An 18,179-nucleotide genomic window follows, 5' to 3' on the forward strand; every position below is an offset into this window, starting at 1 on the left:
TCCCGTGGTCAAGCCACGGGATGACAGTCGTAGTATGACATTTGTACTACTTAATCTTTCTAATTCCTAGCTTACTTATTAAATCTAAATATTCGCTAACATTATTCTTTTTAATATAGTTAAGCAATCTACGACGGCGTCCGACTAAAATTAATAATCCACGTCTTGAAGTATGATCTTTATGGTTAGATTTAAAATGCTCGGTTAAATTGTTGATTCTTTCAGTTAAGATAGCACATTGCACCGCACTTGAACCGGTATCATTTTCCGTTATAGCATATTCTTTAATTAATTGTTGTTTACGTTCTTGTGTAATCGACATCGATAATTTCTCCTTAAATATATAGACTTCCAGTTTTAAAAGAATTCTATGGTGTTAAATTAAATACTCGTAAAGAATTAAAGCAACTCTTGTTTAAGCTACCTATTGCAAGCAGAGTGCCTCTATAGCGAACCCATAAAAGACTAATTTCTTTTTCATAATTAAATAAACATTTCTGTCCGTATTTAATTTGCTGTGCTTGGCTGTCAGTTGCATCAAGAACCAGGATGTCGTCCAGTATTGCTTCTATCTTTATGCTTTTTTCCTCTAGGAAATTTTTGGTAATTTCGTCAGGTGATTTAATTCGGATAGCATTTTCTTCTTTAAATATTCCAACCTGAGTACGGCGTAATTCTATCACAAATCCTAAACTTTGCAAGGACAATGCCAAATCTTCTGCTAAAGTCCTTATATAAGTACCTTTTGAGCATTCCGTATAGTATGTAGCGGTAGCATTTTTCTCATCAAAATTTAAACATTTTAGATTAAAAATAGTTATATTTCGTGGCTTTAATTCTACTTCTTTCCCCTCTCTAGCCAATTTATAAGCTCTTACACCGTTAACTTTAAGAGCAGAAAAAGCCGGCGGTATTTGTGTTACGTTACCGATAAATTTAGAACATACGGCATAAGCCTCTTCTTGAGAAGGGATATAATCCTTCGTTGCTATTACTTTACCGGTATAATCGCCGCTATCGGTTTGTAGTCCGAATTTTACGGTAAAAATATAGGTTTTTCTAGCATCAATTAGCAGCTGTATTAGCTTTGTAGCTTCACCTACGGCAAGGGGTAGTATCCCTTCCGCTTCAACATCTAAAGTACCGGCATGTCCTACCTTAACTTCTTTACCGAGTATTTTTTTTACCATGCTAACCAGTTTAGCAGAACTTATACCTCTTGGTTTATAAATATTTAACCAATAACTATTCATTAATATACTCAATATACTCCCATAAAATGAAGGGTTGATAACTTAAAATTTTTTCGTCATTGCGAGAAGACATTGTTGCGTGGATCAATTTCACCTCTGTCATCCCGTGGCTTGACCACGGGATCCAGTTAAAATACTAAAATTATTAGTATTTGTTTATTATTTTTATGGACCCCGTGGTCAAGCCACGGGGTGACACAGTGGATTTTACCAGTCCACGCAACAATGCCTTGCGAGAAGAATTACGAAGTAATCGACGAAGCAATGACGATATCAACTCTTTTTAGTTAATACCTCAAATTAAACGAGTATATCCTTGACTTAAGTTTAGAAAAACTTTAATATATAATTCTAGCCAATAGCAAGATATAGGTTAGACCAAATAATGACTATTAACTCCAGTAATATAGAAAATCCTCCCTCTAAAATCAATAGCCGTTTTTCCAAACTTACCGATTATATCTGGCCTATAAAACGCCACGAAGTTTCTAAATTTTTATTCATCACCTTATTAATGTTCTGTATTTTATTTATCCAAAATCTAATCAGAGCTTTAAAAGATAGTATTGTTACTACTATGATAGGTGCCGAGACTATCTCATTTTTGAAGTTTTGGGGAGTGATGCCGTCAGCTTTCTTAATGACTGCTATCTATGTAAAACTCGTTAATAGGATGAAAGCAGAGAATATATTTTATCTTATTATATCAATTTTTTTGGCATTCTTTGCACTATTTGCTTATGTTATTTTTCCAAATCATGAAATACTGCATTTAAGCCCTGTAACCGTTCAAAATTTAACGGCAAGTTTACCTAATTTAAAATGGTTTATATTGCTTTTATCAAAATGGAGTTTTTCACTATTTTATATAATTGCTGAATTATGGCCAAACGTAGTTTTTGCATTACTTTTTTGGCAGTTTGTTAATAATATTACTACCGTGGAAGAATCTAAAAGATTTTATCCGTTATTCGGTCTACTTAGTCAAACAGGTATTTATTTAGCAGGGCAGTTTTTAGAAAATCTAAGTAATATTAATGATTACGTAACTAATAAATTTGCATTGCAATCGTCTTTTCATACACTTTCTATACAAATTATACTAACTATAGTATTAATTTTAGGCATAATAGCTATTAAAACTTTTTGGCTGCTTAATCATAAAGTACTAGATAAAGAGCATATGGCGTTACTCAAATTTAAAGCAAAGAAAAAATCTATGACTATTGCCGAAAGTTTTCAGATGATTCTATCGTCAAGGAATATTAGATTAATTGCAACTTTACTTATCTGCTATGGCATTGCCATTAATTTAGTAGAAGGTCCTTGGAAAGCAGCAGCTACTAAAATTTATAAAACTCCAACCGAATATGCAGCTTTTATAGGAAGTTATTTGAGCTACACCGGAGTATTTACTATTTTATTTGTCGTACTTGGTTCAAATATAGTTAGAAGACTTGGCTGGTTTACAGCGGCTGTTATCACACCTTTGATAGTTTTTATTACCGGTATATTATTTTTTGCTGTTAATAACTTTGAAGGATTTGCCGGCTTAATAATAGCAAATTTTATTCTAACCGATCCTGCTTTAATTGCTATAACAATAGGTGCTATTCAAAATGTGCTTAGTAAATCAAGCAAATATACCTTATTTGATTCAACAAAAGAAATGGCTTATGTCCCTTTAGATCCGGAAATAAAAATAAAAGGTAAAGCTGCTGCCGACGTGATAGGTACAAAACTCGGTAAATCCGGTAGTGCATTTTTACAATCATTGGTATTTATAATATTACCTTCCGCTAGTTATCAATCTATTTCCATCTGTTTAATGATTATATTTATAATTACTTGCTTAACTTGGCTTTGGGCAACTAAAGAACTCAATAAAGAATATAAAAATTCTATTAAATTTTCTCAATAATAATATCAGTTTTTTCTTGATATTACTAAAATCTCTATATACTATCTTTGACAGTATAATACAAACTGCTATTTATATCATTCCTGCTTTCGCGGGAATGACATCGGTACCAACGAAGAGTCTTCATTACTTAACAGTTTGTGCTAATTAATTTTTGGTTAAATTAGAGGTTTTATGAGCAAAGATAAAGATAGTGATAATCCTGGATATGAAAGTGGATATGAGTCAGACACCGAAGAAAAAAAACAAGAGCAAGCTGTTCCTGCTCAACCTATTAGTAGTACTGCAAGTAAAGACGATAACCCCGATATAAGTGAGTTTGATCCTTTAGCAAATAAGGAATATACAGAAGAACAAAAGCAAAAATTAGAACAAGAGCAAAAAGAGTATTTTTCTCAAACTACACCCCAAGAACTAGAAGCTGATGATGGTTTTAGCTTTACTCCTACATCTTCTACTCAATCTACTCCTTCAATCAGTAGCTTATCGGGCAGTATTTCCCCTGACGGTCAGACATCAGACCCAATAACCAAGGCTGTAAGAGAAACAATTATACAACCACAAAAAGATGAGATAGCAGAACAAATATTAAAAGACCTAGCAGCCCTTGCAGACCGTGATTTAGCTGAACAAAAAAGAAAAGAAATAGAAGAGGAAAAAGAAAAAGATAAAACATTAAGTGCTTTTTTCGGTAATCCGGCTAATAGAGAATTTATTGATAAGGCTTTAGAAAGTCCTGAACTTAAAAAGAAATTAGAATCAATAGAAATAGCTGGCTATAAAAATGTTCTCTCAACATATAGTGCCGCTAATGGATATCAGGGTGGATTTAAGCCCGTACAGTGGGAAAACCAAATAAGTGCAAGCGATCTTAGAGCCACGGTAGTTAGAAATGATGCAGGCGATGAACTCTGTACCTTAAATGAAACAACTGTTAAAACTAAGCCTTTTACTGTAGCTAAACAAGACGGTACTCAGGTTCAAATCAGTTCATATAGAGCAATAGATTTTCCTATAAAACTTGATAAAGCCGATGGGTCGATGCATTTGTCGATGGTAGCATTAAAAGCTGATGGCACAAAGCCCTCTAAAGATAAGGCAGTATATTTTACTGCTCACTACGAAGAAGGACCAAACGGTAAACCTCAACTTAAAGAAATAAGCTCACCGAAACCTTTAAAATTTGCCGGAGACGGACCGGATGCGGTAGCTTATATTGAGCATGGCGGAGAAATTTATACACTTGCGGTAACACGCAGTAAATATAAAGAAATGATGAAAGAGGTAGAACTAAACCAAGGGCAGAGCGTTGATTTATCACAAACTATAGCTGAAGATTTAACAAAGGTACAAGGTCGATCTCAGGAAACACCACAACCAATAATAACTCCGAATCAAGAATTAAAATCATCTATTGAAACGCCTACCACTACACAAGTACCGCCAATTACTCCTGCCAACCAACCACTGCAACCTGAGACTTCACAAATGCCACAGCCGCAACAAGTGAATCCAAACCTCCTTAATGCAGCTACAGCTTTATCAGGCAGCATGCAAGATTTATTAAATTATGTAAATGTAGGTTTAACAAAAGAAAAAGACGGTAATAAACAAATTGATTTAATTAACGAAGCAGCCGCGGCAATTCTTAATAATGAGAATGAAAAGCAGGCTAATATCATTGCTTTAACTGAAAATACGGTCAATAATAACGACCTCACACCGGATACAAAAGTAGCTGGAGTAAATGCGGTATTAGAAACCATAAAAAATGATCAGAATACTCCAGACCTAGAAAAATCAAAAATGCTTGAAGCTACAGTAGCTATAGCTTTAAATTCAGAGAATCTTGAACCGAAGCAAAAACAGCAGATGTTAGAAAAGGCAGTAGATGTCGGTTTAAGTCTTAAAGATGATGCAAGTAGAGCTGCGGCAATTGACGGTATTACGGATACTGTAATAAAAAGTAATCTTTCTACTGAAGATAAAGGGACAATGCTTATAGCAGTAGGTGATAATGTTAATGCCTCTGAATTAAGCAATGCAGAAAAACAAAAATTATTAGGTTCTGTATTAAAGAAAGGTGTAGAAGCCCAAGTTCTCAGTCCGGAACAACAACAATTGATGCAGCAGAATTTCGATAAGATTACAGCAGAACAAACTAAAAATGCCCAAATAACAGAGGTACAAGGTATTTTAGCTAACCCTGCATTTAATACTATCGCTAAAACTGAGGCAATACAAAATGTTACTACAAAGGTTTTAGATAGTCCGATTAAAGCAGAAATAAAAGGTGAACCGCTCGAAAGTATTACTAAGGTAGTTGCTGAGAGTCCTTGGAACGGTCAAGATAAAGCAGACATTGTTAAAGGTATGGGAGAAGCTATAGCTAGTCATGAAACTATGGCACCTACAGAAAAGATTTCTGCTATAGAATCCGTAGAAAAAGGGGTAGCCGAAAGTATAACAGATTTGGAAGATAAAAAGTTAATGACTAAAGGGTTAGTAGATGGCATTTATGAAGGCAAAGCAAATCCTGAAATCACTTCTGAAATGACTAAAGCTGTTTCTAGAGGGATTGATAAGAGTACTGCTATACCGGAAGATAAACAACCTCTTAAAGATGCAGCGAGTGAGGCAGCTTTAGATAGAGAAACTCAAAATTTAACTGAAGGGTTAAAAGGACAGGAACCTAAGCCTCGCGATGATATATATAACAAAGCCCAAGATGTAGCTGATGCATTAAAAAATGTTATTACCCCTGTTTTAGATGCTCATCCTGAAAAACGTGAAGTCTCAGAAGAAGAAGTTGTGAAAAAAACTTCCAGTATATTAAATGATATCTCTAAGCTTGCAATTGAGAAAGTCAATAATTTTCGTGCTATGCTCTCTCCAGATGGTAATCTTAAAACTCTTGAAGAAAAAAAAGCTGAATCAACAGAAAAAGTAGATGAGCTGGTAAAGGAATTTGGTACTAAATCTTCTACTAAAGCTGAATCAACAAAAAAAGTAGATGAGCTGGTAAAGGAATTTGGTACTAAATCTTCTACTGAAGAACAGCAAAGTTTCATTAAAGCTAATTTAATTGATGATAAAACTTTATCTAAAGAGGTACGTTTACAAACTATAGAGAAGTTATTACAAGAACAAGCCCAAAAACGAGCAGAAGCAATTGAAAACCCTAGTGTTAAAACGGAAGATGTAAGGGTAGTATCAGGACAGTCTGAATTAAAACCTATAAGTAAAGATGAGCCGGATATTGAAAAAGCTAAAATGGTAGTAGGAAGCGATAGAGTTAATATCAAAGATAATATAAAAATTATGGGAGCATTAATGAATGCAAGAGATAGCATTATTCAGTTGGAAAATTTAAATAAATCAATACCTATTAAAAAAGAGTCTTCCTTTCCGCCACGCTAATCAAGATTTGTATGCTGTATGTTATAAACGCGAATTTAGGATAAGGAAGAAGAGAAGCATGGAATAAGAATAAAGTATTTACAAGTTAAGAGTGTTGGGTTACTGAAGTTTTTCAACAAAAAAACAAGAACCCAACAATGAAAAAATGTATCACAACTTTATTTTAGATACTAGACAATTTTTGTGAAATATATGAAGAATGGGAGAAGCAAAAATTAATACCAACAGATAGAAAACGCCGGAGAGAAGGGAATTTAAGCCTTTCAGAGCTTTTAACTATCGTATTATATTTTTATATATCGCCGTGCAAAGATTTTAAGAATTATTATTTATATCACTTATCATATAAATATAGAGGTTATTTTAAATTACCAAGTTATAGTCGAATAATACAATTATGGTCAAGATTAATTCTACCGCTTGGTTATAATGTTGCAACTATTTAGAGGAGAGGAAACAGGAATTTATTGCATAGATTCAACTAAATTATCGATATGTTATACAAAACGTACAAATAGCAATAAAGTATTTAGTGGTATACTTCTTTTACCTGAAGAATTGGTAGTATTAGATATTAATTATCCATAAGAACATTGATTATTCGCTCATCTAAATATTCATTTTCCAACTTTTCAAGTTAAAGAAGTATATAGCTAAAATAGGGATGAGTAGTTATGGATGGTTTATGGGGTTTAAGTTGCATATAGTAATTAACAATAAGGGAGCGATTATGGCGATCAAAATTACCAAAGCAAATAATAGTGATTTATCGGTAGCAGACGATATAACTGATGGATTACAAGGTAAACTCTTTGGTGATAAGGGATATATTTCTAAGGAAATATTTACTAAATTATTAGGTCGTGGATTACGCTTATTTACAGGAATTAGAAAAGATATGAAGAATCATTTATTGGAAATGGAAGATAAAATACAGCTTAGAAAAAGGTCGTTGGTTGAGTCAGTATTTAATGTCCTAAAAAATAATATGAATCTTGAACACTCAAGGCATCGATCACCTACTAATTTTTTAGTTCATATTCTAGCTTGTGTTAATGCTTTTAATATTACTAAAACTAATATTTTAAACTCTTTTTTCGATAATCTTAAACTCTTCTTATCCTAAACTGGCGTTATAAGGGCAAGCAATGTCATTCCTGCGAAGCCTTGTTACGTGGATCGGTTTCACCTCTATCAATCCCGTGGCTTGTCCACGGTATGACACCGAATGCGTTTTGTGGTCCACGCAACAATACCTTTCTGCGAAAGCAGGAAGCATGTTTTTTATATGGTTATTTTATCAATTAAGGTTGCTTTTTCTAGATTCCCGCTTTCGCGGGAATGACATTGAGAGAGTTCTACAAAGCTGCTTTTAGCTAAGAAATAATTATAGAGACTATTTGGTCGAAGCTTGTTCCCTATAATGAGGGTCACAAAAGCATAAATTAAATATTTTACGAGCTAGCTTTTAGCTTATCTTTTCCGGCTAAACATTTTACTAGATTATTAATGGCTTGTTGTTCTTCCGTGCTATTAATTTTCATAAAATTTCTTGAAACTTCAATGCACATACGTTGATGTTGAGTATGTACAGGCTGCGGTTTATTAGCTTCTTCTAAACCTTCAAAGAAATAATCAATATTCCTATCTAAAGCTTCTGCGATTAGTACTAGCCTTCCTACAGAAATTCTATTAATTGCTTTTTCGTATTTTTGTAATTGTTGATGAGTAACATCAATTACTTCAGCAAGTTGTTGACGAGACAACCCCTTAGCTAGTCTTAAAGAATAAATTTTCTTACCTATAAAACTATCGATTTTTTGTATAATATCGTTTTTTCTACCCATTAATCTTCTCCTTGGTTACTAATTATGTCTATATTTAAAAATTTTCTTTGAACAAAAATAGATATTATCCTGGTTATTAATAATTTTATACCATTAAACTTATCCAATTATAAGTAGAAATAATACCATGAATTAATATTATAAGCAACTATAAAATAACATTTTTAAAGTTTTTTGTAATCATTTGGTAAACAATTATTAAAGAATCGTACAAAATTATTTCTTATCAAATAAAAATATCATAAGAACTTTAAAATTATTTTGTTAACAGTCCTATAAATTACATTATAAAAAAATAAGATTTTAGTGTATTATAGAAAAATATAAAATTAATGCAAGGGAAAATTTCATTTCTATATTAATATTTCAAATCGGGGGTGGGGTGTAGTTTCATTTTAATTATAAATTAATTATTTACAGCGAACTTATTTAAGGTTAAATATAAAATTAATAATAACAACTTAGCTTTTATAATGAGAAAAATTTTTAATTGTCTTTACGTAGCCTTATTTAGAACAATAGAAGATGATGGCGTTGAACATTCAGGATATATGTCATTCATGATACTTTTATCTATTTTCCCTTTCCTAGTATTCTTATTAGCTTTAACAAGCTTTTTAGGAGCTTCAGAACTTGGTCAAAATTTTATACACATTTTTCTAGAGAGTCTTCCGGAACAAGCAACGGAATCAATAGAAAAGAGAATACGAGAATTACTAAGTGCTCCTCCTCAAAGTTTAATGAATCTTGCCATAGTAGGCAGTATTTGGACTGCTTCTTCTTTTGTAGAATGTTTAAGGACTATTTTAAATCGTGTATATCAAATAAAATCTCCCCCCCCTTATATAAGAAGAAGATTACTTAGTATTATACAGTTTCTTATAATTAGTGCCTTGATTACCTTTACTATGTTTCTTTTAGTGGTAATTCCAATATTATTTACAAAAATTCCGATAATATTAGAGACCATTGAAAAATATAAGATCATTTTAAATTTTATAAGATATTCTTTAATTTTAATTTTATTATTTTTAGGTGCCTCATCTTTGTATTATATATTACCTAATGTAAAACTAAATTTTATCGATGTATTTCCAGGGGCTTTATTAACTGTGATATTATGGGTAATAAGCGGCGATTTGCTTTCAACATATATAGTCTATTATAATCAACTAAATCTAATGTATGGTTCCCTTGGTAGTATAATAGTTACATTAATATTTTTCTATATTATAAATATGATATTTATCTATGGTGCGGAATTTAATTATCTAATGAAAAATTATGAAAATATAGAGTGAAGTGCGGCTTAAAGCACTTCATAAGTATTTAGTTTTATAAAAATAAAATAATTAATTGAAACAATTTCGGCAGTTTTATTGATTTAAAACTTTATATCAATCTTTATTTTAGTTGTAAAAAAACAATTATTTTTTAGTTTTTAGGTTTTACGAACAAAATACAAATTATTTAAAAAACTCCGGTTTAAATAACATAAAGCTATCCTGAGATGATGTAGGTAATGGAGTTAAATTATATTGCGGATCGAAAACGTTCCCATAAATTTTTTCTATTTTTTGGAGCGAACTTGGAGATTTTAAAGCCAACAATATTGATTTTAAAATAGTAAAAATTGCTATATACGGATCGGTTTCAGGAGAAGATAAGCGATGTTCTAAACGTTTGGGAAAAGAATTAGGAATTCGTACGGCTACGCTTCTATTATTTCCACCGTATGATATATGCGTAGGAGCCATAAATCTTTTATTTATCCGTGAATAATCTAGAGTAGTCGGCATAAAAGCAAGTAGGGTGTCTAACATATAGTGACATAACCCTTGTGCTGCTAAAATTATATAATAATCATTAAACTCGGAATTAAAATTAATATGAAAATGCATACTATTACCATAATCATCCAAAAACGGCTTAGGAGAAAAATCTATATAACCGTTTAACTGCTGTGCCATTTTTTTTAAAATAGTTTTAACCTCTAATATATTTTTTATATATTGTATTAGGTTTACAGAAGGAGGAAGATCTATTTCAAATTGATTATTGCCTTTTTCTTTTTTTATTTTAGAAATTTTAAATCTAGCTAAGTATTTTCTTGAAAGTATTTCAAATTTAGCTATATCAATATTGTGACTTAAATAAAACTCTATTTCTACGCCGATAATAGGGATTAGGTTATAGTCTTGATGAAATTGTGCTATTATTTTTTCTAGCTGTTTATTTTTTTGTAAACGACCGGATAAAGTATTAATAAAACTATTATAATTAATATGGGGTATTTTCATGGAAGGATTAATAAACGGATCAGTTTATTATAAAATTTTTGATAAAACATTCAATAATTCAAGTCATAGATATATAAAAAAAAATAACTCTATAAATGAAACAGAAATAGTTGAAAACAAAAAATCTATTACTACTTATTTTAAAGCACAAGATATTTTAATTTTAAATCAAGTACATGGCAATCAAATTGTTAATGCTGATGAGTCCATAATAGCAGTACCTGAAGCAGATGGAAGCATTACAACTAAGAAAAATTTAGTATTAGCGGTACAATCGGCAGATTGTGTACCGGTATTACTTGCAAGCGGCGACGGTAAAATAATCGGAGCGGCACATGCGGGTTGGAAAGGAAGTATAAATAATATTATTAGTAATATAGTTACTAAAATGATAGAAAAAGGAGCAAAGAATTTAATAGCAATTATAGGCCCTGCTATAGCTCAAAGTTCATATGAGGTTGATGATGAATATTATAAAGCTTTCTTAAGTAAAGATATTAACAATAAACAGTTTTTTATAAACTCGATAAAAGAAAATCATTATATGTTTGATTTACCTAGCTTTGTAGAGTCAAAGCTTAAAGAAACCAGTGTTAAAGATATAAAAAATATCGGTGAAGATACTTACACAAATCCGTTAAAATACCCAAGTAAAAGACGCTCATATCATTTGCAAGAACCTTATAATCAGAATATATTATCAGCTATCGTAATTAAATAACGGCATTGCTAAATAAATTACTCGATGTCATTCCCGTGCAGGCGGGAATCCAGGATAAAGCGAGATAAATTGAGCTTTTAAAAAGCTTGATCAGCACTGGATTCCCGCCTACGCGGGAATACATCGGAAGACCAAACTACACCATAAAACAACTTTATTTAGCAATGCAAAAATAACTCTTCATTTATCCGGAGTATATTAATGAATCAAGAGAAACATTACTATCAAATAGTTTATGCACCAAACGATATTTTTAAAAAACAAGCAGAATATACTTCTTCAACATGAAGAGTTGTTAAAATGATTAGGCACAATGGTTTGAAAATTGTCATTTACCAATGAAGAAATTTTATTTTTATATTTTTCAATATTTTCAAAAAATATTCGTATAGAATCAGTAAATGTCTCAAAATTCGCATAAAATTTATTGTTACTTACAACAGAATGCATAAATTTCCACAGTCGTTCAATTGGATTCAAATTAGGACTATATGCTGGCAAAAATAGTAACTCTATTTTACTGTATTGTAGATATTCTTTTACCTTTTTTGACCTATGATATCCAGCATTATCGCATATCAAATAAATCTTACTTTTATCTTGATTATTTGCTTCTAATTTCTTTAAAAATTCAATAATATAATCACCATTAACCTTAGGATTGTCAGTTGTTACTACCTCTAAATCCTTAAGATTAATAGCACCAATAATATGTTTACGCTTCCAACCACTGAAACTTGGTAATGTTTTAACTACATTCTTTCTAATCCAACCAAATCTTGCTCGAGTTTGGTATTGAGGATGAACACTATCCATAAAATAAATAGACTCATCTTTAGCTAAATTATTTTTTAGCAAACTATATTGCAGCTTAAATTCCTCTTGCTTAGCTAAATCTATTTTTCCAGGAATTAACTTAAGTTTCTGATAACTAAAACCAAGTCTGTGTAACAGCTTGATTACCCCAGCTAATGTATAGATTACTCCATATTGACGTTCTATGAACAAACCTATATCTCTAGCATACATATAATTATTATTTTCTAGATGAACTATTAACTCTGCTTCCTCCTGTCTAGTAAGTTTACTATCACTACCGCCATTTCCAGGCTTAAGCTTCTGAGCATTATGATAATGGAAGTGTTGAGAGATAAGAAATTAAGTAGAGAATTATAGGAAGGATATTTTTTTGGAAGAAATAGTGTTTAAAATTAAGATAATTTTTGTTCAGTATACTTCTTTAACTTGAAAAGTTGGAAAATGAATATTTAGATGAGCGAATAATCAATGTTCTTATGGATAATTAATATCTAATACTACCAATTCTTCAGGTAAAAGAAGTATATACAAAATTAGTAAAAATCAGTGGAGATTTTGTTATTATCTATGCGTTATCCATTATAATATTAGCTAGCCGTTAAAACGGTTAAGCGTTTCAAATTAAAACATATAGCATTCATAAATTCCGAGAATTGATTTTTGGCAATACCAATGTATCTGACACGTTTATTATCTTGTGAGAATACTCTTTCAAAAGGTGCTCTAATTTTTGTATAATATCTATCAAGGTCAAAATTTTTATCTTTCATGTTATTTTTCTTTACAGCACAAAGATGCACTTCTTGCCTAGTTGCTGTATCTTTGGTAGACTTTGTACAATATGCTTTATCTACATATGCAGCACCGGAGCGTGGCATAACGTGTTTAAAACCTTTGCTATCAGTAACATTTGCAGAGGTAACTGCAACCTTATTAATAATCCCTGATTGGATATCAACGCTAACATGTTTTTTATAACCATACCAAAACTTATTACCTCCTTTACAACCAATTTTAGCTTGTTTATCATTCGCAACTTTGGGCAAAGTCTCATTATTTAGCTTGTCATATTTTTGCTTCCTCAACTCATCACGTTCTGTCCAAAGACTAGCTTTTGAGATCAAATGAGAGGCATCTACAAAGGTAAATACCTCGCTCATATAACCTTGCTTTCGTAGTTGTTCTCTAAAGTTTGCAAATATTTTTGATAGTAAGTTAGTACCTATTTTCTTACGTATTTTACTAAACACACTATAATCTGGAGTCGTCTCTGTAAGAGCAAAATCACAAAACCATTTGCCGGCATTACTATCAGCGAAATAACGTTCTAATTCTCGATCAGATAAGTCTTCCATAAATTGTAGAAGTAAACATTTAAATAACCTCAATGCTCCATAGCCTTTATAATTAGCTTCAGTTTCTATCGCTAATAACTCTCTTTCAACTACTTTGAAATTAAATTAACTTTTAAATTTACGATATTGATGTTCCGGGCTAACTAATTCATCTAAACTGACCATTGTTATTTGATGCTCTGACATTTTTTACTTTCTTATTTTTTTATCACATTATAACCTTTTACTCTTCATAGCTCAACACTCCCATAATATGTTTTCTTATCCCTTCATCACTCAGTAATAACACTTTCGATATCTCATCAATACTATAGCTATCATCATACATGAAAACAGCTTTGATTCTATCACAAATCCTCTTATCCCTTTCGCTTCTATGGTAAAGCTTTAATTCTTCTTTTTCTACTGATGTTAATTTTCTATAAATCCATTCTTACTTAATAACGCTTGCTGACTTCTTTGACAATTTTTCATTTACTAGAGGTATATACCAACTCTTCATTTACTAGCGGTATATATAGACATTGTTGATGATAATATTCGTACTATTGTCGACAAAATGCTTCAGACTTTACATATAGAAAGGGCAGTAGGCTTGGGGGCTAATATGGTAGGAATATTAAAGCGTATAGCAGTGACCTACATGAAAATAATAAATCATCGCCTATAGTTTTTATTAACCCGGAAATAACTTATTTTTCGGAAGAAAAACAAACTTTTATTGAGGGTTCTTTATCATTTCCAGGCATTGAAGCATCTATTACACGATCAAAAGCAATCAAGGTAAAATATCTTGATTATAACGGTAATAAACAAGAGCTAGAAGCAGAAGGCTTTTTAGCAACTGTAATTCAGCATGAAATAGATTATTTAAACGGCAAAACTTTCTTAGATTATGTATCAAAACTTAAGCGTGATACACTCCTTAAAAAGATGCTAAAGCATATCAAACTCCATCCTCCACATATTCACGGTAGCGGTTGTAGGCATTAAAGTTTTTGACATTTGAATTTAAAATATGTTATAATCAACTAGTTAATTATATGAAAAACGCAATTACAGCCTTTGATGCTAAAACACATTTTTCTAAGTTATTAGACCGTGCTAGTAAAGGCGAAGAAATTTTAATTACTAAAAGAGGTAAAGCTGCTGCAAAAATTGTTCCTATTGATTCTCATAATAATATTGAGATTGCAAACATTGCAGCTCTTAGACTTCGGAAACTTGCAAAAGAAATTAATTTACAACCATCGGATTTAGAAGTATGGCTAAATTACAGAAATGAGGGTAAAAAGTAAAAAATGGTCTCTTTTGTTTTAGATTCTTCAATAGCTTTATCATGGCTTATGCCGTATGAAGTAGCAAGCTTGGATATACTAGATAAAACCATAACGGAAGGAACAATCGTCCCTTCTATTTGGGGACTTGAGATTGGAAATATATTATTATGTGCAGAGCGTGCAAAACGTCTTACTTCCAATCAACGCCACCAAGCAATTTATACTTTAAAAGATATTTACATCATAAGTTGATCAAATAACCCTAGAGCACACATGGTTTGAAACAATGGATTTAGCGTTGCAGTATGGATTAACACTTTATGATGCTAGCTCTTTAGAGTTAGCATTACGCTGTGGGTTACCAATAGCAACCCTTGATAAATCCTTAAAACAAGCAAGTAAAGCTGCCGGGATAGTAGTGTTGTGATCACATCTTTACAAGTCGTAGCCACGCTTCCCAGTCACGTTTGCCTAAATCTTCTTCAAACGATAATAAGTCTTTTACCGTCTGCTTACATATTTCTACGGAAGGAGTTATAATCTCTTGTTCTTTTGTGGAATTTAGCAAACATTGTGTTTTACAAGCTTGTTCTAAATGGTAAGTATAAAACATAGCTTCATGAATAGTTTTGCCGCAGGTAATAGCACCGTGATTACGAAGTAACATCACATAATTCTGTTTAAGATCAGTAACAAGTCTACTACTCTGTTTGTCGGCATCTAGTACTAGAGAATTATAATCATGATATGATATTCTGTCGTAAAAATGTAATGCCCATTGACTGAGCGGTAAAAGCCCGCATTTTAAAGCAGAAACTGCTATGCTTGCGGGAGTATGATAATGAAAAACGGCAGAAATATCAGGGCGTGCTTTATAAATACTACTATGAATAAAGTAACCGGTTTTATTATATTGATATTCTTCCCCTTCTAAAATTTTTCCGTCTAAACTAACTTTTAAAAGATTCTTCGTAGTTACTTCTTCAAAACTTAGTCCAAAAGGATAAATATAGTAAAAATCGGCATTTTTAGGTTTTGCGGATAGATGCGTATAAGTATGATCATCCAGCGATAAATACGCCATTATTCGGTAAGCGGCAGCTAAATTATATTTTATATCCATAACTGTTAAAATCTATATTGGTTTTATGTCATTCTTGCATGGATCAATTTCACCTCTGTCATACCGTGGCTTGACCACGGGATCCAGTTAAAAATGCTAAAATTATTAGTATGTTTATTGTTTTTTTGGATACCGTGGTCAAGCCACGGTATGACAACAAAAAAGTATGGATTCCCGCTTTTAGCTAGAATGACATAGGAGCTGTGCAACAAATCTCCAAAAGCTATTTAAAGGGAGAGTATAGTTCTTCTGCTGTTTCTATCGTCGCTTCTTTAGGGGTTTTTATACATTCTTGTAAATATTTTTTATCTAAATACGGTGCTAGATTATAATTTAATACATAACATTGTAAATTATCTTTCTTACCACTAAAATTAAATTCAATTTTATTTCCTTGCTTCAATAGCTTTTTAATTTCTGTCGTTTGCTGGATAAAATTCTTTTGTTCTAAGCTTAAGTGTTTGATTCTTAATATATTTTTTACTACGGAAAACGTAGAAACAGCAAGAAGCAGAAGGAATATAAATAATTCTTTATTACTTTGCTTATTTAAGCAAATACTATTTTTAACATATGAAGCTGCAATCATTCCGATAGCTATAACATAACATCCAAGGTATCTAAGTAATGAGGCTCCTCTAATTGCCTCCTCATAGCTAAAGTTAAAGAAATATAAATATAATCGCCACAAGGCAAAAATTATAAAACAAGCAAACATACTTATCAGAAAAAATTTATATTCTTTTAGCAAATCCGGTTTATATTTACGAATTCCGTACCATGCTGCTATACAAATAGTATATACAACTAAACTTCCTTCTTTTACTAAGAATAACAAGAGAAATTTACCGTAATTTAGTAATAATGCTCTATGCTGTTCATTAAAATTTTCAACAATATATATTAAATTGCTAAAACTATGTTCGCCTCTGTCAAAAAAATCATGAGTATTTTTAAAATAACTCATCCAAATAAAATTACACAAAATTGGTAAGGTAAGTAGTATCAGATATATAATATAATCACTTAATTTTTTAGGTTTTTTATAGAAAATTGTATAATGAGCTATAAGAATTATCGAAGCAAAACTAGCAAACCATGTTCCAATTTCTCGGAAAGAGGCCAACAATATCGTAATAGGTAAAATAAGCAATAATGCTTTTTTCTTGTCTTCCTCAAGTATATAAATCGTAAAAATAGCTCCAAACATTAAGCCGATGGTGCTGTCGTTATATATAGAGCGAATTCCGGTTGTATATAATACTACGCTGCAAAGTAACAGTGTGAACAACACACCGGTTTGCCACAATTTCTTATTTGCGGCTAAAGGAGCTTGAAATGCTAAATGTAATAAGAAATGTGCAAATAATACGTTACCGTCCGAATAACCTGAACGTAAAAGCAGGAAGTAATGATAAACTGCAGCACCTCTTGGATAATGGGCATGAGTAGTAATAATGGAAGTTAACGAAGACTGATTCTCAAAAACACCGAAATATAACAATTCTTTAGTAAATATCCCCCAGTGCGAGAAATCATCATAAGCATGCAGCGATACCTCTCTTGTATAAAGAAAAAATATGAAGATTAGTAAAGCGAATATGATGATTTCAATTATATTTTTTCTGGATTCCCGCTTTCGCGGGAATGACATAAAGAGCGAGGATGACATGAAGGGGGAAGATAACATAAAAGAGGGAAATGACATGAAAGCTAAAAATATACCGATGAAATAACTTATATATGTTGCAACCGGTAATAGCTTTAACATAGCAAAACAATATAAAATCGGTACTAATATGCTGATTGTTACGGGAATAGTGAAGGTCAATTTTGTTTTGAAATATTTGGCAAAAAAAGACGAAAAGCCAAAAATGCTTAATATCGGTATTATGATCATATTAATTTGTAAATAATATAAGTGGTGAATGTCATTATTACGGGGCATTGACTCTATGTCATTCCCGCATAGGCGGGAATCCAGTCATCTTTAATGTCATACCGCGACTTGATCGCGGTATCTCAGGACTCAGTCTGTAATAACAAGATCCCGTGGTCAAGCCACGGGATGACATTTTGCTTTTTTCTGGATTCCCGCTTTCGCGGGCATGACATAAAAGAGCCATGCGGGCAACGCCTT

Annotated in this window: 17 protein-coding genes and 3 pseudogenes; 10 read left to right on the forward strand and 10 right to left on the reverse strand. The window is 31.8% G+C overall.

Annotated elements, in window-relative coordinates:
* Positions 1 to 46: 46 nt before the first annotated feature.
* Positions 47 to 322, reverse strand: a complete 276-nt coding sequence (gene rpsO / locus AC5584_RS03580; protein ID WP_410526541.1) for a 30S ribosomal protein S15 — start codon at positions 320 to 322, stop codon at positions 47 to 49.
* 46 nt (positions 323 to 368) lie between these two features.
* Positions 369 to 1,253 carry a tRNA pseudouridine(55) synthase TruB gene (gene truB / locus AC5584_RS03585; protein WP_499216842.1) on the reverse strand — a complete coding sequence of 295 codons (885 nt, stop codon included), beginning with the start codon at positions 1,251 to 1,253 and terminating at the stop codon, positions 369 to 371.
* A 385-nt stretch (positions 1,254 to 1,638) separates the two neighbouring features.
* On the opposite strand from truB, the gene tlc4 reads away from it, so the two are divergent.
* The 3 genes and pseudogenes from tlc4 (at position 1,639) to AC5584_RS03600 (ending at position 7,720) form a co-directional block, all read left to right on the forward strand.
* Complete coding sequence (gene tlc4 / locus AC5584_RS03590; protein WP_499216843.1) at positions 1,639 to 3,174, forward strand: NTP/NDP exchange transporter Tlc4; 1,536 nt, start codon at positions 1,639 to 1,641, stop codon at positions 3,172 to 3,174.
* Between the two features lie 174 nt (positions 3,175 to 3,348).
* Positions 3,349 to 6,594: a Sca4 family spreading effector gene (locus tag AC5584_RS03595; RefSeq protein ID WP_499216844.1), complete on the forward strand. Its 3,246-nt coding sequence runs from the start codon at positions 3,349 to 3,351 to the stop codon at positions 6,592 to 6,594.
* A gap of 167 nt (positions 6,595 to 6,761) precedes the next feature.
* Positions 6,762 to 7,720: pseudogene (locus AC5584_RS03600) on the forward strand (IS982 family transposase).
* Positions 7,721 to 8,048: 328 nt separating this feature from the next.
* Here AC5584_RS03600 and AC5584_RS03605 read toward each other — a convergent pair.
* Positions 8,049 to 8,441 carry a helix-turn-helix domain-containing protein gene (locus tag AC5584_RS03605; protein ID WP_499216845.1) on the reverse strand — a complete coding sequence of 131 codons (393 nt, stop codon included), beginning with the start codon at positions 8,439 to 8,441 and terminating at the stop codon, positions 8,049 to 8,051.
* 473 nt (positions 8,442 to 8,914) lie between these two features.
* On the opposite strand from AC5584_RS03605, the gene AC5584_RS03610 reads away from it, so the two are divergent.
* On the forward strand, positions 8,915 to 9,742 hold the full coding sequence (locus tag AC5584_RS03610; RefSeq protein ID WP_499216846.1) for a YihY/virulence factor BrkB family protein: 828 nt from the start codon (positions 8,915 to 8,917) through the stop codon (positions 9,740 to 9,742).
* 165 nt (positions 9,743 to 9,907) lie between these two features.
* On the opposite strand, the gene AC5584_RS03615 is transcribed toward AC5584_RS03610, so the two are convergent.
* Complete coding sequence (locus AC5584_RS03615; protein ID WP_499216847.1) at positions 9,908 to 10,741, reverse strand: type I glutamate--ammonia ligase; 834 nt, start codon at positions 10,739 to 10,741, stop codon at positions 9,908 to 9,910.
* On the opposite strand from AC5584_RS03615, the gene pgeF reads away from it, so the two are divergent.
* Entirely contained in the window at positions 10,740 to 11,462 is a 723-nt protein-coding gene (pgeF, locus tag AC5584_RS03620) for a peptidoglycan editing factor PgeF (RefSeq protein ID WP_499216848.1), read from the forward strand. The two genes, AC5584_RS03615 and pgeF, sit on opposite strands and share 2 nt — an antisense overlap.
* Positions 11,463 to 11,663: 201 nt before the next feature.
* Positions 11,664 to 11,735: pseudogene (locus AC5584_RS03625) on the forward strand (peptide deformylase); the annotation flags it as partial.
* Between the two features lie 6 nt (positions 11,736 to 11,741).
* Here the strand turns inward: AC5584_RS03625 and AC5584_RS03630 are convergent.
* Together AC5584_RS03630 and AC5584_RS03635 are read right to left on the reverse strand one after the other, a co-directional pair.
* The gene (locus tag AC5584_RS03630; protein WP_499216941.1) at positions 11,742 to 12,614 is read right to left on the reverse strand and encodes an IS630 family transposase; all 873 of its coding nucleotides are present in this window, start codon (positions 12,612 to 12,614) and stop codon (positions 11,742 to 11,744) included.
* 254 nt (positions 12,615 to 12,868) lie between these two features.
* Entirely contained in the window at positions 12,869 to 13,705 is an 837-nt protein-coding gene (locus AC5584_RS03635; RefSeq protein ID WP_499216921.1) for a transposase, read from the reverse strand.
* A 439-nt stretch (positions 13,706 to 14,144) separates the two neighbouring features.
* On the opposite strand from AC5584_RS03635, the pseudogene def reads away from it, so the two are divergent.
* The 3 genes and pseudogenes from def to AC5584_RS03650 all read left to right on the forward strand — a co-directional run.
* Positions 14,145 to 14,629, forward strand: a pseudogene (gene def / locus AC5584_RS03640) (peptide deformylase); the annotation flags it as partial.
* A gap of 50 nt (positions 14,630 to 14,679) precedes the next feature.
* Positions 14,680 to 14,934: a type II toxin-antitoxin system Phd/YefM family antitoxin gene (locus tag AC5584_RS03645; RefSeq protein ID WP_011271061.1), complete on the forward strand. Its 255-nt coding sequence runs from the start codon at positions 14,680 to 14,682 to the stop codon at positions 14,932 to 14,934.
* Positions 14,935 to 14,982: 48 nt separating this feature from the next.
* A complete protein-coding gene (locus AC5584_RS03650; protein WP_499216849.1) occupies positions 14,983 to 15,168 on the forward strand; it encodes a type II toxin-antitoxin system VapC family toxin in 186 nt (61 codons plus the stop codon).
* A 175-nt stretch (positions 15,169 to 15,343) separates the two neighbouring features.
* Here AC5584_RS03650 and AC5584_RS03655 read toward each other — a convergent pair whose 3' ends face one another.
* Genes AC5584_RS03655 through AC5584_RS03665 form a run of 3 tightly spaced genes read right to left on the reverse strand, consistent with a single transcriptional unit; the run spans position 15,344 to position 17,810 of the window.
* Entirely contained in the window at positions 15,344 to 16,039 is a 696-nt protein-coding gene (locus tag AC5584_RS03655; protein WP_499216850.1) for a class II aldolase/adducin family protein, read from the reverse strand.
* 23 nt (positions 16,040 to 16,062) lie between these two features.
* The gene (locus AC5584_RS03660; protein WP_499217112.1) at positions 16,063 to 16,251 is read right to left on the reverse strand and encodes a hypothetical protein; all 189 of its coding nucleotides are present in this window, start codon (positions 16,249 to 16,251) and stop codon (positions 16,063 to 16,065) included.
* 11 nt (positions 16,252 to 16,262) lie between these two features.
* The gene (locus AC5584_RS03665) at positions 16,263 to 17,810 is read right to left on the reverse strand and encodes a hypothetical protein (RefSeq protein WP_499216851.1); all 1,548 of its coding nucleotides are present in this window, start codon (positions 17,808 to 17,810) and stop codon (positions 16,263 to 16,265) included.
* A gap of 28 nt (positions 17,811 to 17,838) precedes the next feature.
* Between AC5584_RS03665 and AC5584_RS03670 the strand changes: the two genes are divergently transcribed.
* A complete protein-coding gene (locus AC5584_RS03670; RefSeq protein ID WP_410526553.1) occupies positions 17,839 to 17,955 on the forward strand; it encodes a pyruvate phosphate dikinase in 117 nt (38 codons plus the stop codon).
* Between the two features lie 42 nt (positions 17,956 to 17,997).
* On the opposite strand, the gene AC5584_RS03675 is transcribed toward AC5584_RS03670, so the two are convergent.
* Positions 17,998 to 18,165: a hypothetical protein gene (locus tag AC5584_RS03675; protein WP_499217113.1), complete on the reverse strand. Its 168-nt coding sequence runs from the start codon at positions 18,163 to 18,165 to the stop codon at positions 17,998 to 18,000.
* Positions 18,166 to 18,179 lie beyond the last annotated feature (14 nt).

This window comes from Rickettsia endosymbiont of Villa modesta (genome assembly GCF_964026485.1).
In the GTDB taxonomy this organism is placed as follows: Bacteria; Pseudomonadota; Alphaproteobacteria; order Rickettsiales; family Rickettsiaceae; genus Rickettsia; species Rickettsia asembonensis.